This window comes from Gemmata obscuriglobus (genome assembly GCF_008065095.1).
Taxonomy (GTDB): domain Bacteria; phylum Planctomycetota; class Planctomycetia; order Gemmatales; family Gemmataceae; genus Gemmata; species Gemmata obscuriglobus.
The window spans coordinates 7,405,165-7,421,247 of sequence record NZ_CP042911.1 but is presented as its reverse complement, the minus strand read 5'-3'; the positions used below and the strand labels follow the sequence as shown (position 1 = coordinate 7,421,247).

Sequence of the window (16,083 nt, the reverse complement as noted above, 5' to 3'; positions counted from 1 at the left end):
CGCCGTAACGAATTCGAAGCGGAGCCGCGCCGCACTCGGAGCGGGGCGGCTCCGGGGGCTGTCTGCCCGCCGGCTCCTGCCGCCGCCCGGGCCGTCGCCGGCTCGGGATCAATTCCGGTTCGTTTCCCCGTTTTCTGGCGTCACGGCGTTGTCGCCGCCGCCGCAGCAGCCGGGGTGGACGGGGTCGGCTCGCGCCAGAGCATCATCACGACGAACTCGAACCGGGTCTTGACCTCGCCGGGCGGCCGCTTGGCGACGCCCGCCGGCGCCCCGGCGGCCCCGCCGCTCCGGCCCAACCCGCTCCACGCGGGGGCGAGGGCCACGGGCGCGGCCGTCGCGCCGTCTGCGCCCGATCCCGAGCCCATGCCGCCGGGCATCGCGCCGGGACCCATGCTGCTGGGCGGGGGCGGGCCGAGCGACCCCCGCCCCGTTTCACCGTCCCCGCCGCCGGGGCTGCCGAAGCCGCCGGGGCCTCCGAAGCCACCCGGGCCGCCCGCCCCGGCCCCGCCCACCAACCCGTCCAGGTACGAGCCGCGCCCGATGTTGACGAACTGGCCGGGCTGCGGGTTGTAGACGGGCCACACCCCGTACACGAACGCGTGGCTCGTTTTCCCCTTCACCGGGTCGGGCACCCCCACGATGAACTCGCCCACCTTTTCTCGGCCCAGCTTATCTTTCTTGGCGAACTCGTCGAGCCGCTGCAGGTTGCGGAGCAGCGACTGCTCGATGAACCGCCGGCCGCCGGTGTGGTCCGTGTACCCGCGTACCTCGATCACCCACGCCCCGCCCTCGGCCGCCTTCGGCTTCCACCGCCCCTTCTCGGCGTCCTTCTCCCGCTCGTCGTTCTTCATCCAGTCCGCGATCGGGTTGCCGAACCGCAACTGCACTTGGTCGTCGGCGGCGGCGAGGAACGCGGACGCGTTGGTCACCCAGCGGGTGTGGACGGTTTCGATGTTCAGGAACGCGAGCGCCTCGGGGTACTTCGAGTTGGAGTCCTCAATGGCCCGCTCGATGGGCACCCCCTCGCTCATCCGCTGCACGAACCAGTCGTACGCCTTCTGGCCCGTCGCCCCGTTCCACAGCCTCGTCTGGTCGATGGGCGGGAGGTCCGGGCTGTCGTTGACGGTGCCGCCCACCTCGGTGAGGTTGCCGCCGTCCTTCTCGAGCCCGGGGCGCGGCAGGCTGGCGGTGAGCACCTCCGTGAACCGCGGCCAGTTGAGCCGCTCCTCCTGCCCGGCGATGATGAGCTTGGTCTCGTCCTGCTTCTTGTTCTTCTCGGCCAGCTTGGTGCTGAACGAGCTCTCCTGGGCCGAGTACTTGCTCCCGGCGTCCTTGGTCATCTGGATGCCCTTGTCGACGTTCTTGTCGGTCAGGGCCGCGTGCGGGCTGGAGAAGCCGGCCGCCATGCCGCCCAGCCCCAGCAGCAGGGTCGCCGCCGCCGCCGCCGCGTACGGCTTCTTCGAGCGGATCACGCGGTCCATCCGGATGCTCTGGGGCAGCAGGTTGGTGGTGAGCCGCGCCTGCCCGAGGCCCTGCAGGGCCAGCCCGTAGGCGATCGGGAACGTGAGCAGGTTCTCCTGGAACAGCGGGTCGCTGAGCACCGCGTCGCCGGTCAGCTTCTCGAACCGGGCCGGCTTCTTCACCTCCAGCGACAGCTTGTCCGCCAGGTACTTCTGGAGGCCCGGGAGCTTGAACGCGCTGCCCAGCCCCACCATGTGCGCGACGTGCGCGTTGCGGTGCGTGTTGGTGAAGTACCCCAGCGACCGCTGCACCTCGCCGACGAAGTCGGTGAGCACCGGCTTGATCGCCTTGAGGATGCTCGCCATGTCCGGGCTCTTGGCGGCGTTCCGCTTGAGGTGCTCGGCCTTGGCGAACGTGAGCTTCAGCTCCTTCGTCAGCGCGCGGGTGAAGTTGTTGCCGCCCAGCGGGATCGGCCGCTGCCAGATGATCTTCGCGCCGTCGGTGATGATCAGGTTCGACGCGTCCGTGCCCACGTCCATCACCACGGTGCAGCGGCTCTTGCCCCGCGGGGTGTCGTCCTCCTCGGCGGCGGCCGGGTCGCCCTTCGGCTTGATCAGCTCGTAGGTGGCGAAGTTGACCAGCGCCAGCGGCGACATCTGGATCAGGTGGACCTCGATCTTGCTGCCGGCGAAGTACCCCATGTACCGCGAGATCACGTCCCGCTTCATCGCGAACAGGCCGATCTCGGTCTCCAGCGCGAACCCGTCCACCGCCTCGCCGCCGCCGATCTTCTGGAAGTCCCACTCCACCTCATCAAGCGGGAATGGGATCTGCTGCTTGGCCTCGAACTTGACGATCTCCGCGATCTTCTTTTCTTCGACCGGCGGCAGCTTCACGAACCGGGCCAGGCCCGACTGCCCGGCGATCCCGATCGCCACCTCATCGGTCTTGACGCTGTTGCGCGACAGGAACTTGTCGAGCGCCTCGCGGATCAGCAGGTCCACGTCGGCGTCCGGCTGGGACAGGATCTTCGAGTGCTCGACGTAGTCGAACGCGGTCGCGGTGGGCTTCCCGTCGATCAGCTCCAGCCGAAGGGCTTTGAGGGCGCACTGCCCGATGTCGATACCCCAGTACCCTTTCGCGACGGCCATATTGCGGTTCTCCGGGTGCGGGCGGAACCGCCCGCGGACTCCAGGTTTCGGCGGTCCGGGGCGCGGGTGGCGCCGGCGGTGAGCGGGGGACGTAAGCGTTCGGGCCGCGAGGTGCCCGTTGGGTTCACGGTATCACTCTCGCACTGCCACTGTCAACGAACTCAACGGACGCACGGGCAAATTGTTGGCGCAAGTCGCGGGGTTAGACGCGTTCGTTAATTTCACCCGTTTTACACACACGTCTGAACCGGCGGTTATTAGACTTCTGTGTAGCCCCTGCCTTGACGTTGTGTAGTACAGTATACGCTGACCCCCGGGTGACACGTGACCAAAACGTGGGCGAAAGTGTGCGCGGCCGGTGCGTGTGTTCTCGCTGTTTTGGTGGTCGCGCTGGTTCGCAACGAGGCGCTGACCGCCGCGCCCAAGCCGGACCTGAAGGCTTCGGCGCACTGGGTGTTCGATGTTGACCAACTTGCGGCCAAAACGGTCGCCGACCGGGCCGGTAAGCTGCCCGCCACCCTCACCGGTGGCGCAAAGGTCGTCACGAGCGAGGGCGGAAATGTCTCGTTTCTGCATCTTACGGGGCCGGACGACGGCGCGATGATTAAGGAGCGTGCGACCGCGGGCGCCCCGTTCCTGCCGACAGAGGCTCTCTCGGTTGTGGCGTGGGTCCGGGTCGACGAGCCGACCGAGTGGGCCGGCATCCTCGGCTGCTTCCAGGACAACGGCCCCGCGGAGGCCGGCTTCGTTGTGGGCTCGAATCTCAAGCGTTTCTTCTTCGGCCTCTCGACGAAGGGGGCCGACGACGGCGACGGCAAGATGACCTACCTGGAGTCGAAGACCGAGTACCAGCGGGGCAAGTGGTACCACGTCGCGGCGGTGTACGACGGCAAACAAATGCGGCTGTTCGTGAACGGACAGTTGGACGCCACGAGCGACTCGCAGTCCGGGCCCGTGCTGCACGCGAAGGAGGCGCCGCTCGTGATCGGGCGCTACAAGGACCGGGACGAGGACTTCCCGCTGTTCGGCGCGATCAAAGAAGTGGCCCTGTGCCCGCACGCCGTGGACGCGGCGCAGGTGTCGGCGCACTTCGCGGCCGACCGCGCGCTCGCGGAGGCGCCGTCGGCGGTGCCGGAGGGGCCGCGGTTCGTGATCGCGCCGTACCTCCAGTCCGTGACCCGCACGGGCGTCACGGTCATGTGGGAGACCGACGAGCCGTGCGCCGCGGTGGTGGAGTACGGCCCCACGTTCCCGCCGAAGCTGCAAGCGAAGGTGGAGGGGCCGAACGTGATGGGCGAGGTGCCGCTCGCGGGTTTGGAGCCGAACACGACGTACTTCTACCGCGTCGTCTGCACCGACGCGCAGGGCCGCAAACTGGAGGGCAAGCCCTCGACCTTCATGACCGCGCCCGGCCCGAACGACGCGTACAGCTTCACGGTGATCGGCGACACGCAGCGCAACCCGGTGGTGACGGGGAAGGTCGCAAAGCTGATGTGGGAGCGGCGGCCGAACTTCGTGATCCACTGCGGCGACGTGGTCGACGACGGGGCCTCGAAGCAGCAGTGGACCGGCGACCTGTTCAAGCCGTGCGCCGAACTGTTCAGCCGGGTGGCGGTGTTCCCGACCATCGGCAACCACGAGAAGGATCACCCGCAATACTACAAATACTTCTCCCTGCCGAAGCCCGAGTACTACTACTCGTTCGCCTACGGCAACGCCGAGTTCTTCGTGCTCGACACCAACTCGCGCCGCAACCTGAAGGCGGACGGCGAGCAGTACAAGTGGCTGGACAAGGCGCTGGCCGCGTCCACCGCGAAGTGGAAGGTGTGCTACCACCACCACCCGGCGTACTGCTCGGACGACGACGACTACGGCAACACCTGGAAGGGCAGCAGCACCTACGGCGACGTGCGGGTGCGCAGCTTCGTGACCCTGTACGAGAAGTACAACGTGGACGTGGTGTTCAACGGCCACGTTCACGTGTACGAGCGGTCGTGGCCGATCCGCGCCGGCAAGGTGGACCAGAAGAACGGCATCATGTACGTGACCAGCGGCGGCGGCGGCGGCGGACTGGAGAACTTCGCACCGACCCCGCCGTTCTTCAAGGACCAGTTCCGGTCGGACCACCACTTCTGCTACGTCACGGTCCACCAGGGGACATTCAAGTTGCACGCGTTCGACCAGGAGGGGCGGCTGTTCGACCAGTTCACGATCAAGAAGGACTGACGCGTGTGCGCGGCGGCCCGGTCCGAAAGTCGCGCCGCCGCGCACACGCGTACATAGGAATGTTCCGGACCGGGCCGCCGCGCGCCACGACCGGCGCTGCGAACCCGGGCACCACCAGCCGTCCAACGGAACGCTCATGAGCGAGTCGAACGGGGCACCGAAGTACGTGGAAGTGGCCGCCGCGCTGGAGGTCCAGATCGGCACCGGCAAGTGGGACGGCGGCCGGATGCCGAGCGTGCGCGGGATCGCCACGCAGCACGGGGTGAGCGTCGTGACCGCGTCGCGGGCGCTCCAGATCCTGCGCGACAAGGGGCTGATCCACACGGTCGAGCGGTCCGGCAGCGTCCGGGTGCCGCCGCCGACCGCAGACCGGTGGGCGCTGGTGCTGCGGCTCACCCCGGGGCCGTGGCAGAAGGCCACCATCAGCCTGAGCCGGGTCGGGTTCGAGGCGCTCGCCCGGCGCGAGCCGATGCACCTCGAATCGGACGCGTTCCCGCTGGCCCAGAACCTGACCGAGACGCAGCTCCGCATCACGGTGCGGCGGGCCCGGGACGCCGGCGTCGGCGGGGCGTTCTTGCTCCCGTCCCGTCACAGCGACCCGGAGACGCGGCTGGACGAGCGGTTCCTCGACGCGTGCCGGGCGGAGGGGCTGCCGGTGGTGCTGCTCGAGCGGAACCTGCGCGGGAACAACCGCGAGCTGAGCCACGACCTGGTGGCGGCCGACGACCTGGACGGGGCCGCCCGCTGCACCCGGCACCTGCTGGACCTCGGGCGCCGGCGCGTCGGGATCGTGGTCGCCTCGCCGACCAGCAGCCACAACGACAAGGTGTCCGGGTACCTGTTCGCGCTGCACGCGGCGAACCAGACGCGCACCGGCCCGAAGCTCGAGCCGGTGGTGCTGTACCAGAACTCCGACCAGTCCAACCGCGAGGCGTACTCGGTCCTGGCGGACCAGATCCGGCAGCACGGGCTGGACGGCGTGCTCTGCTACCAGGACTACACCGCGATGGGGCTCATCTTCGAGCTGCTCAACCGCGGGCTGAAGGTGCCCGACGACGTGGCCGTGGTCGGCGCCGACGACCTGCCCATCGGGGAGCAGTTCGCCATCGGCATCACGACGTACGCGTACCCGTCGGAGGGTATGGCGGAGCAGGCGGTGCGGCTCATGCGGGAGCGGCGCCAGAACCCGGGGCGGCGGCCCCTGAAGGTGGTCGTGCCCGGGCACCTGATCGTCCGCGAGAGTTCCATCGGGGTCCAGCGCACGGCGGACGGAGGGTACAGTGTCCAGTGACAAGCGGGCGGACGTGGCGGTGGTGGGCGCGGGCATCGTCGGCCTGGCGTTCGCGTGGGAGGCGGCGCGGCGGGGGCACTCGGTCGTGCTGTTCGACCGCACCCCGGGGCCACAAGGCGCGTCGGTGCGGAACTTCGGGATGGTGTGGCCGATCGGCCAACTGCCGGGGCCGGCCTACGACCGGGCGCTCCGGAGCCGGGCGCGGTGGCTGGAACTGAAGGAGCGGGCCGGGCTGTGGGTGTCCGAGTGCGGGTCGCTGCACGTCGCCCACGACGACGACGAGGACGCGCTGCTCCGGGAGTTCGCGGAGCTGGCGCGCCCCGGCGGGATCCGGTGCGAGTACCTGCCGCGCGCCGACGCGCTGGGCCGGTTCCCGGCGATCAACCCGGCTGGGTTCCGCGGCGCCCTCCACAGCCCCACCGAACTGGCGGTGAACCCGCCGGACACGCTCGCCCGGCTGCCGCGGTTCCTGGCGGAGGCCCACGGCGTGCAGTTGCGGCTCGGCGAGGCGGTGACGAGCGTGGACGCGCCGCAGGTCCGCACCGCCGCCGGCGACGTGTGGCGGGCGGACCGCGTCTTCGTGTGCTCCGGGGCCGACTTCGAGACGCTGTTCCCGGAGACGTTCGCGGCCAGCGGCATCCGCCGGTGCAAGCTCCAGATGATGAAGACGCGACCGCAGCCCAACGGTTGGCGCGCCGGCACCCACATCGCCGGCGGCCTCACGCTGTGCCACTACAAGGCGTTCGAGCTGTGCTCCACCCTGCCGGCGCTCAAGGCCCGGATCGCGGCCACCATGCCCGAGTACGTGAAATACGGCATCCACGTGATGGCGGCGCAGAACGACCGGGGCGAGGTGGTGATCGGCGACTCGCACGAGTACGACGCCGACATCAGCGTGTTCGACAAGACCGAGATCGATGAACTGATTCTGAAAGAAATCCGGACGATGATCGACGTGCCGGACTGGACGATCGGCGCGCGGTGGCACGGGATCTACGCGAAGCACCCGGAGAAGCACTTCGTGACGCACGAGCCGCACCCCGGGTGTGTGATCGCGGTGGCCCCCGGCGGCCTTGGGATGACCATGTCGTTCGCGCTGGCCGAAGACTGGTGGAACGCGAACACTTAAGAGGAGTCGCAAGTCCCAAGTCCGCAGGTCGCAAGCCACAAGTCCGGGAGTCGCAAGTCCGGGAGTGGCAAGTCCGCAAGTCGTAAGGCCGAAGACCTCCGGTGTGAGGGGCTTCGGCCTTACGACTTGCGGACTTGGGACTTGTGGACTTGCGACTTTTGACCTACCGCCACCGCACGGTGAAGCAGGAGTTGCCCAGGACCATCAGTTCGCGCTCGGCGTAACCCTGACACTCGAGCACGTCGAGGAGTTCCTCGGCGTCGCTCAGGGCGGTCACGGTCGCGAGGTTCCATTCGCTCAGAGTAACGGCCTGAAAGTGACAGCCGGTGGCGAGCGTGTCCGCGGCCGGATCGGACAGGCCGACGACCGTGTTGTCGCTCGCGAGCACCACTTCTTTGGCTTTCGCGGTAACCATGTAAGCCGCCGCAAGGCTGAGGGCAACGCCGCCGACCGTTAGAAGGGTGAGCATCATGATCAAGCCCTCAAGGTGCCAAACTCCAGATGTAGCGGAACCGTAGAACAGGAAGCCAACGCGTCTGAGAAATTCGTCCGAAAAACCGGAATATTCGGAACCTTCCGCGCCGGGCGGAAGAGATCACGTCAGGCGCGAAGCAAGTGACGTGCAATTACGTTTAGGCGAATGCTTACCCAGACTAGCTAAGTTAACAAAAGCAATTGTGGCCGACCTGCCGGTAGTCATTATACCCGCCCCAAATCGGTGCAGGTGGCGACTAGAACGACTGGGAAGATAGCGAAAGCGGTGCCGATTTTTGTGGGAAGTGGTGTGCGGTTAAGGTCTTCGGGTCACAAGTCGTCAGGCCGGTAAGTCATAACGTTACAAATACAGCGGCGGCAATGGCTTGCGACGTTATGAATTGCTGACCTGACGACTTGTGACCCGAAGACCTTAACGGGATGGTGAATTAGTAAGCGCGGGCGAACACGACCTTTCGTGCGCTGGGCTTGCCTGTGAAGATGCAGGTCCCGGACTCCTGCGGCCCGTCGAACGGTAGGCACCGGATGGTGGCCTTGTACTCGGCCTGCACGCGGTCCTCGGTCTCGCGGGTGCCGTCCCAGTGCGCCAGCACGAACTTCAGCCCGCCCGTCGTGCCGCCCTCGTCCTTCTCGACCGGGAAGAGCGCCTTGAATTCGTCGAGTGTGTTCGCGGTGACGAGGTTCGCGTCGCGGTAGGTCTTGGCCCGGGCGAACAGGCTCGCCTGGATGTCCCGGAGCAACTTGCTGATGTGCTCCGCGGCCCCGGGCAGCGGGATACCGAACTGCTTGCCCTCCTTACCGGGTACGTCCCGTCGGGCGACCGCGCAAGCACCCTTCTCAATGTCCTTCGGCCCGATCTCGACCCGCACCGGCACCCCGCGCACCTCGTGCTCCGCGTACCGGAACCCGGGCTGCTTGTCGAACATCGTGTCGATCTTCACGCTGATCGGCTCGTACCCGAAGAAGTCGTCACGGGGCAGCGCGCGGAGTTCGGCGGCCAACTTCTCGGCCGCCGCGATCGAGGGGCCGCGCTCGGCGTCGTTCTTCCCGAGGGGCACGATCACGACGTGCGTCGGCGCGAGCCGGGGCGGGACCACCAGCCCGTTGTCGTCGGAGTGCGTCATGATGAGCCCGCCGATGAGGCGCGTGCTCACGCCCCAACTCGTGGCCCACGCGTACTCTTCCTTGTTGCTCTGGTCCTTGAACTTCACGTCGAACGCCTTCGCGAAGTTCTGTCCGAGGAAGTGCGACGTGCCGGCCTGGAGCGCCTTGCCGTCCTGCATCATCGCCTCGATGCAGAGCGTGTACACGGCCCCGGGGAACTTCTGGCCGTCGGTCTTGGGACCGACCAGCACGGGCATCGCCATCCACTCTTCCGCGAACTTCTGGTACACGCGGACCATCTGGAGGGTCTCCTCCTCGGCCTCCTTCGCGGTGGCGTGCGCGGTGTGGCCCTCTTGCCAGAGGAACTCGGCGGTGCGCAGGAACAGCCGGGTGCGCATCTCCCAGCGCACCACGTTCGCCCACTGGTTGATGAGGAGCGGCAGGTCGCGGTAGCTCTGGACCCACTTCTTGTAGGTGTTCCAGATGATCGTTTCGGACGTGGGGCGGACGATCAGCGGCTCCTCGAGTTCCGCGGCGGGGTCGACGTGCAGGGGCTTCCCGGGCTCGGCCTTGAGCCGGTAGTGGGTGACCACCGCGCACTCCTTGGCGAACCCCTCCGCCATCTGCTCCTCCTTCGCGAGGAAGCTCATGGGGATGAACAGCGGGAAGTACGCGTTGACGTGGCCGGTGCTCTTGAACAGGCCGTCGAGGGCCTTCTGCATCTTCTCCCACAGCGCGAACCCGGTGGGCTTGATGACCATGCACCCGCGGACGTCGGAGTTGTCGGCCAGCCCGGCCTCTTTGACGATGTCCAGGTACCACTGGGCGTAGTTCGTCGCGCGTTGTGTGATGGCGTCGGCCATGAGCTAGGCGTTCCTTCTTAAAGCGTGAGCCGCGGGCACAAACCGACCCCGATCCGCGCCCGGGTGCGTTGCTGTTATAGATAGAGATGCCGCCCGGAACCGGAGGCGACCGCGGCCGGCGGCCGTCAAAAGGTTGCCGGCCGGGCCGAAGACGAGTTCACTCCGGTCCGCCGCTCAAGTTGACGTGTTTGAGCACCGCTCCCCGAACCCAACCCGCAGAAACTGGCGCAGCGCGCGTTTGCGAACCCCGGGTGCGAAATCACGTAAGCGCAACGAACCGACTCGTGCCATCAAGGGGGGCTGTCGGTTTCGAAGCTGAGTCCGGTGCGGGTGTCCACGTAGACTCGATTACTGGGATTAGCTTTGACACGCAGAACGGCTCGGACCGTCTCACCAATGGTGTTGCTGAGATAGTTCAGGGAGAATGAGAGCGACCCGGACGTGTGGGAGGCGTCCTGCGCCGCCACGGAAATGCCGTTGTACTCGATGACCACTTCCAACCCACTTTCGTCTGCGCTGTACGTCACCGCGAGGTTGTAAGGGACCAATTTGGAATCGTTGTTGCCCAGGTTGGAGATCGAAACTTGTGACGCCATGGAAACCTCTCCCCGCTATTTGGGCAGCGGCTCGATACTGAAGCTGAGTACAGTCGCCCACGACTCCTGGACCCAAATGCCGACCGGGCGCCGAGAGGACCACTCACCAAGATGGACCTGTCCCCCGAGCTGCGGGTTCGCGTTCAGCGCCTGTTCGATGCAAACCCAGTGCTCCTGGAGTTGGGCCGACTGGATCAGCTCCTGGCCCCCGTGGCGGAAAACGAGCTTCTGCGGAGTCACGTCAACTTCCAGTACGCGGGCCGACGGCGCCTTTTCGTTCGCGGTGAGCGGGCAGCGTCCCTTGGGGTGAATAGCCGAAGAAGACGGTTGCAGCGGGTATTCGATCACACCGTGATCCGTCAATGCGGCCTCGCCGGCCTCTTGCCCATTCTGTCCCGATTCACAAATCGTTGCGGTCACAAACGCATTAACGATGCGGTCCTTCGCCTTGATGCGACGGTACCCGAGGACGATCCCGACGCGAGGCACCTGGGGCATTCTGCTGCCGACCGGCCCGACCGGTGGGGTCCGGAGGTCCTGGCGAAGTTCGGCGCGGATCCGATAGCTGTCGATGCCCGGGTCGGCAAGAAGTTGGAGGGCGCAACCCTCCCGGCCTTTGAGCACGAGGCCGTTGCCGCCTTCTTCCGGCAGTGTGACCGGACAGGGGTTCAGGCCCCACCCGATCGGGGTCCGCGGTCCGGTCCGGCCGAGTAACTCGACGCGCTGCCCGTTGCGGAGGGCGCGGGTCACCTCTTCATCAGTCAGTTCGGGGCAGAAATTAACGGCGGATGGCGTGGCCGGCAGATCGGCCACTTTCGGCACCGGCACCAAGGGCGGTCTGATAACACCGGCGTCCGCCGATCCCAATCCGACCCCCCGCATCGCCCCGACCGACCCAATCGAGGTGAGGAACATCAGCGCCGCCGCGGCGGCGAGAGCGTGCCGGCGATCGTTCGCCCAGCACCGCGCCCGCCGCCGTCGGGTCATCAAGGGCGCCTTGGGACGCAACCCGGCCTCATACCGGTCCAGGTCCGCCAGGAAGCTCGTAACCGACTCGTACCGGTCCGCCGGGTCCTTCGCGAGGCACTTCAGGACGATCGCTTCCAGGCGCAGCGGCACCTCGGGGCGGCGCTTGCGGACCCGCTCGGGCGGGTCCGCGAGCACCTGCTCTATGACGGACGCCTGGGTCGGGCCGGTGAACGGGGCGCGACCGGTCAGCAGGTGGTACAGGGTCGCCCCGAGCCCGTACACGTCGGCCCGGAAATCGATGTCGCCGTTCGCCCGCGACACCTGCTCCGGCGGTGCGTACCCCGGGGTGCCGATCGTGTCGGTCGTTACCGTAAGGTTCTCGTCGTCTTCGGCGTTGAGCCGCCGCGCTAGCCCGAAGTCCGCCACCTTCAGCTTGTCCCAGGCACGAGGACCACCGAACAGCAGCACGTTGCTCGGTTTCAGGTCGCGGTGGATGATGCCCTTTGCGTGCGCCGCCGCGACCGCACCGGCGACGACCCGGATGATGCCGACCGCGTCCTTCGGCGCCAGCGGATTCGGCCCCCCTTCGTCCGACTCGAGCGCATCGGACAGCGACCCGCCGGTGGCGTGCTCCATGGTGAAGAACGGGGTGGACCGCATGAAGTCCGACGCGTGTACCCGAACGACGTTCGGGTGTTCCAGTTCGACCAGGGCGCGCAGCTCGGCCACGAAACGCTGGTGTGCGACGTAATGTTCGGGGTGCTTCAAGAACTTCAGCGCGACCTCGCGGCCGGACGGGCACTCCCGCGCCAGGTACACGTCACCCATGCCGCCCTCGCCGAGCCGGCGGAGCAGTTCGAATCCGGGCGGCGGGGCGGGCAGCGGGCGGACGGCGGGGGCCGATTGCGCGGCGAAAAAGAACGCGTGGGCGGGCGTCGTCGGCCCTTCGGGCGAAAAGCCGCCGCTCGCGAATAGCACGTTCGGTGAGGTGCGCGCGCTGGCGTCGGGGGCCAGGCACGCCGAGCACACACCGCTCGGCAGAAGGGCCTGAGACTTCTGGCACCGCTGGCAAGATAAGGGCGAGAGCACGGCGCGCCTCGGGGTTTTGGTTCCACCCAGCGGAGCGCATCATACCGGGGTGATGGAACTGTGGCAAGAACTTGCCGGCCGGCTAAGGCCAATCATTAATTGATTCTCAATCAATCCGCCCGCGCATCCGTCGCGAAGGCCGCGTCCGCGGTGCCCGGAGTTGGGCCGTTACTTCTTCTTGCGCCGGACGCCCCGCACCATCTGCCACAGCCCGCCGAGCTTGTGCCGGAGCCCCCGCCCGTGCGAGAACCGGATCAGCCCGCGCAGGATCTCGCCCGTGGCGGGGTCCGGGTTGGCGGCGTCGTCCAGGTGCGGCCGCAGCGTGCCGTTGTGAACGGTCACCACCTGTGGGGTTGTCATCGCGAGCAACCCTTCCCGGCCCTGGGTCTCCCCCCAACCGCTGGCCCCGCGCCCGCCGAACGGGGTCGCGGGGTGGGCGGTCGGCGCGAGCACATCGTTGATGACGACGCTCCCCGACGGCACCCGCGCCGCGAACGCGCGCCCCGCCTCAACGTCCGCCGAGAAGACCGACGCGGACAGCCCGAACGGCGAGAGCTTCGCCAGCGCCAGCGCCTCGTCGGGGGTGTCGAACGGGATGACGGCCGTGACCGGCGCGAAGCACGCCTCGCGGCAGAACGCCGCGTCCGCCGGGACGTTAATCAGAACCGTCGGGCGCAGGGAGGCGGAAGCCGCCCCCCCGCCGACGGGGCCGTCGTTGCCCTCTCCGTTCGGAGCCGGCACCGCCGTCGCCCCGCGTTTGACGGCGTCTCGAATGAGCCGCTCGGCCTGGGTGAGTTGCCCCGGGGTGACGAGCCCCATCGGGCCGGCCCGCTCGATCAGCGGCTTCAGCAGCGCCACGAACGCCTCGCACCACTGCCGCTGCACGAAGACGCGCCGCACCGCGATGCAGGTCTGGCCGCGGTTGATCGACAGCCCGAACCACGCGGCCTTCGCGGCCATCGCGAGGTCGGCGTCGGCGAACACGAACATCGCGTCGCACCCGGAAAGCTCCAGGGTGGACGGGACGAGCCGCTCTCCCAGCCGGGCCGCGAGCTTCCGGCCGACCACGTCGGACCCGGTGAACACGACGTGGTCCACGTCCGCCTCGGCCAGTTGCGGCCCGGCCTCGCGGGTCGCCGGCAGCACCTGAAGCAGGGCAGGGGGCAAGCCCGCGTCGCGGAAGAGTTGGGCGGTCGCGACCGACGTCTGGGGCACGTTCTCGCTCGGCTTCCACAGCACCGCGTTGCCCGCGACGAGCGCCTGCGCGATCTGCCCGACGTTCAGGAACACCGGGTAGTTCCACGTCCCGATGATCCCGACCACGCCCCAGGGGCGGTGGTGAACGACATCCCGGTTGCCCATGAGCCAGGTGGGCTGGTCCCACCACGACACGGCCCGCGGGGCGAGGGCGCGGGCGGCGCGCTTTTCGAGGAACTTGAGCGCCGCAGCGGTGGGGAGGATTTCGCTCCCCGCGATCTCGAGCGCTGGGCGGCCGATGTCCGCCGCGATGGCCTCGCCGACGGCGTCCATCCGCTCGACCAGCAGTGCCCGCAGCTTGCGAACGCACCGGAGCCGCTCGCGAACGGGAAGCCGCCCCCACGACTCCTGGGCGGTGCGGGCGGCGGCGACTTCGGCGGCGAAGGGAGTGCTCATGGGGCCACAGTACCAAAGGCGAGCGGGGGGCGTAAGTCCCCACCGCAAACGAACGCCGAACACCCACAATAACAAAAGCGGGGGGCACAAGCCCCCCGCGTGCGAACGCCCTAATCGAACCCCGGGACCCGTGTCCCGCTTGCCGGCGGTTACTTGTCGCTGAACAGCTTCTTGAGGTCGTCCTCAAGGGTCTGAACCTGGGCCTTGCGGTTCACGATCTTGCCGTCCTTGCCGATGACGAACGCGTGCGGCGGTGCCAGGATGCCGTAGGCGGCGGCCAGCGCGCTGCCGTCCAGCCCGCCTTCTGCGAACAGGTGGGTGCCGGGCAGCCCGACCTTCTTCGCGGCCTCGGCCGCCACCTTCGGGTCGTGGTCCACGCTCACCGTCACCACCGCCAGCCCCTTCCCTTCGTAGTCCTTCAGCAGGGACTGAAGCTTCTTGGCGTCATCCGGAAGCGATTGGCTCCAGCTCGCCCAGTAGTACAGCACCACCACCTTGCCCGGCTGAGCGGCGTTGAACTGTTGCGTGGTGCCCAGCACCGTGCCCACCAGCTCCAGCGGCTTGCCCTCGGCGTCGTACCGCTTCAGCGCGCCCGCGGCCTTCAGCCCCTGCGCGGTGTTGGCGTGGCCCTTCACCAGCGCCTCGAACGCGACCCGCGCCTTCGCCTCGCCGTCCTTCGCGCCGGAGTGCTCGTGCGCCATTGCCAGCCGCCACAGCGCTTCGGGCGCGTCGGCGCTCTGCGGGTACGTCTTCACGAACTCTTCCAGCGACTCGCGCCACTTGTCCTGGATCGGACCGAGTTGCCCGTTCGGCGGCAGGTTCGCCATCGCGACCGCGTTCTCGGCGTAGATCAGCCGGAACGCCGCGTAGGAGGCGATGGCCGCGTTCGCCCCTGGCGCCGAGTACGCTTTCTTGAACTGATCGATCCGCACCAGGTGTTTGTTGCCGGCCTTATCGCCCTCGGCCGCTGCCGCGTGGCTGTCCAGCAGCATCTTGATCCAGGTCTCTTTCTTGCTCTCGTCCTTGAGCGCCTGGTTGATTAGCTCAAGGATGTCTGCCCGGTCGGCATTGAACTTGGCGATCTCCTGCGGCGACTTTAACCCTGCGCCTCCCTCGTCGTGCTTGTTGAGCCGTTCGACCAGGGGGCGGATCTCGTCCGACACCGGGGCCGCTTCGGCCCCGCTGGCGTTCACCTGTTGCACCGCGGCGCCGGGCGCCGGGCCGTCCACGAGCTTCCACGCGCGGCCGATCTGCACCAGCTCACCCATTTGGAAGGGAACGCCCTTCCCGCCGTCCTCCACGAACACCGTGCCGTTCTTGTACGCGGTGTAGTCCTCGCGCCCGTTGAACGCGTCCGCAGGGCGCACGCTCGGGATGCCATACTCGACGTGCAGCCACCGCGCCTTGTCGCTTAGTTTGAGCGCGGCGGCGGTGTCCGCCAGCTTCTTCGCCACCCCGCTTGCGCGGGCGACCGCCTGGTTGACGTCGGCGGCCGGGAGCCCGAGGCCGGCGAGGTTCTCGCGGGTCACCACCAGCGCCGCGAGCCGCTTCGGGTCGTTCGCGGCCAGCGCCGCGGCCACCTCCTGGCTCACCTCTTCGGGGGAGATCACCGCCCACTCGTCGATGACCCCGTCGCGGTTGCGGTCCAGCCCCCACTTGGTGCCGTTCGGGCCGACCCAGCGGAACTGGAACGGCTCCTTCGGGTCCGGCATGTACACCTCGCGGTACGCCTCGACCCCGTCGAGGTAGTACACGATGATGTTGAAGCTCTTGTCGTCGTAGCTCACGAACTGGCGCACCGGCTTGTCGTCTGGGCCTTTGAGGAGCGAGCCCATCGACTTGCCGCCCGCTTTCGGGTCCGGGTTCAGAACGGGCGTGATCCGGCACCCCGTTGCCGGCGGGGTCGAAACGTTCACCCCGGGCTGCTTAGGGTTCTGCTTGAGCGCCCACTCGACCGTCACCGGGGCCGGCTGGGCACGCGCGGCAGCGGCGAACCCGACCACCAGCGTCAGCGCAGCGAGCGTCCTGACCGTCACCTGCGAAGTCGTCATCCCTG

The 16,083-nt window shown here is 67.9% G+C and carries 10 protein-coding genes; 3 read left to right on the top strand and 7 right to left on the bottom strand.

Annotated elements, in window-relative coordinates; genetic code table 11:
- Window positions 1–140: 140 nt before the first annotated feature.
- Complete coding sequence (gene pilM, locus GobsT_RS30550; RefSeq protein WP_010042944.1) at window positions 141–2,612, bottom strand: type IV pilus assembly protein PilM; 2,472 nt, start codon at window positions 2,610–2,612, stop codon at window positions 141–143.
- A gap of 324 nt (window positions 2,613–2,936) precedes the next feature.
- Here pilM and GobsT_RS30545 point away from each other — a divergent pair, with 324 nt between their 5' ends.
- The 3 genes from GobsT_RS30545 to GobsT_RS30535 all read left to right on the top strand — a co-directional run bounded on the left by GobsT_RS30545 (window position 2,937) and on the right by GobsT_RS30535 (window position 7,258).
- Entirely contained in the window at window positions 2,937–4,838 is a 1,902-nt protein-coding gene (locus tag GobsT_RS30545) for a LamG-like jellyroll fold domain-containing protein (RefSeq protein ID WP_109570759.1), read from the top strand.
- A 136-nt stretch (window positions 4,839–4,974) separates the two neighbouring features.
- Window positions 4,975–6,129, top strand: a complete 1,155-nt coding sequence (locus tag GobsT_RS30540) for a LacI family DNA-binding transcriptional regulator (protein WP_010052392.1) — start codon at window positions 4,975–4,977, stop codon at window positions 6,127–6,129.
- Window positions 6,119–7,258: a TIGR03364 family FAD-dependent oxidoreductase gene (locus tag GobsT_RS30535; protein WP_010052393.1), complete on the top strand. Its 1,140-nt coding sequence runs from the start codon at window positions 6,119–6,121 to the stop codon at window positions 7,256–7,258. Before GobsT_RS30540 ends, GobsT_RS30535 begins: the two co-directional genes overlap by 11 nt.
- A 163-nt stretch (window positions 7,259–7,421) precedes the next feature.
- Here GobsT_RS30535 and GobsT_RS30530 read toward each other — a convergent pair whose 3' ends face one another.
- The 6 genes from GobsT_RS30530 to GobsT_RS30505 form a co-directional block, all read right to left on the bottom strand.
- Window positions 7,422–7,730 carry a hypothetical protein gene (locus GobsT_RS30530; protein WP_010054605.1) on the bottom strand — a complete coding sequence of 103 codons (309 nt, stop codon included), beginning with the start codon at window positions 7,728–7,730 and terminating at the stop codon, window positions 7,422–7,424.
- A gap of 451 nt (window positions 7,731–8,181) precedes the next feature.
- On the bottom strand, window positions 8,182–9,720 hold the full coding sequence (gene proS / locus GobsT_RS30525) for a proline--tRNA ligase (RefSeq protein WP_010050191.1): 1,539 nt from the start codon (window positions 9,718–9,720) through the stop codon (window positions 8,182–8,184).
- Between the two features lie 290 nt (window positions 9,721–10,010).
- Window positions 10,011–10,316: a hypothetical protein gene (locus GobsT_RS30520; protein WP_010050192.1), complete on the bottom strand. Its 306-nt coding sequence runs from the start codon at window positions 10,314–10,316 to the stop codon at window positions 10,011–10,013.
- 15 nt (window positions 10,317–10,331) lie between these two features.
- Window positions 10,332–12,374: a serine/threonine-protein kinase gene (locus GobsT_RS30515; protein ID WP_148087930.1), complete on the bottom strand. Its 2,043-nt coding sequence runs from the start codon at window positions 12,372–12,374 to the stop codon at window positions 10,332–10,334.
- 168 nt (window positions 12,375–12,542) lie between these two features.
- On the bottom strand, window positions 12,543–14,027 hold the full coding sequence (locus tag GobsT_RS30510; RefSeq protein WP_109570760.1) for an aldehyde dehydrogenase family protein: 1,485 nt from the start codon (window positions 14,025–14,027) through the stop codon (window positions 12,543–12,545).
- A 149-nt stretch (window positions 14,028–14,176) separates the two neighbouring features.
- Complete coding sequence (locus GobsT_RS30505) at window positions 14,177–16,078, bottom strand: redoxin domain-containing protein (RefSeq protein WP_010051125.1); 1,902 nt, start codon at window positions 16,076–16,078, stop codon at window positions 14,177–14,179.
- Window positions 16,079–16,083 lie beyond the last annotated feature (5 nt).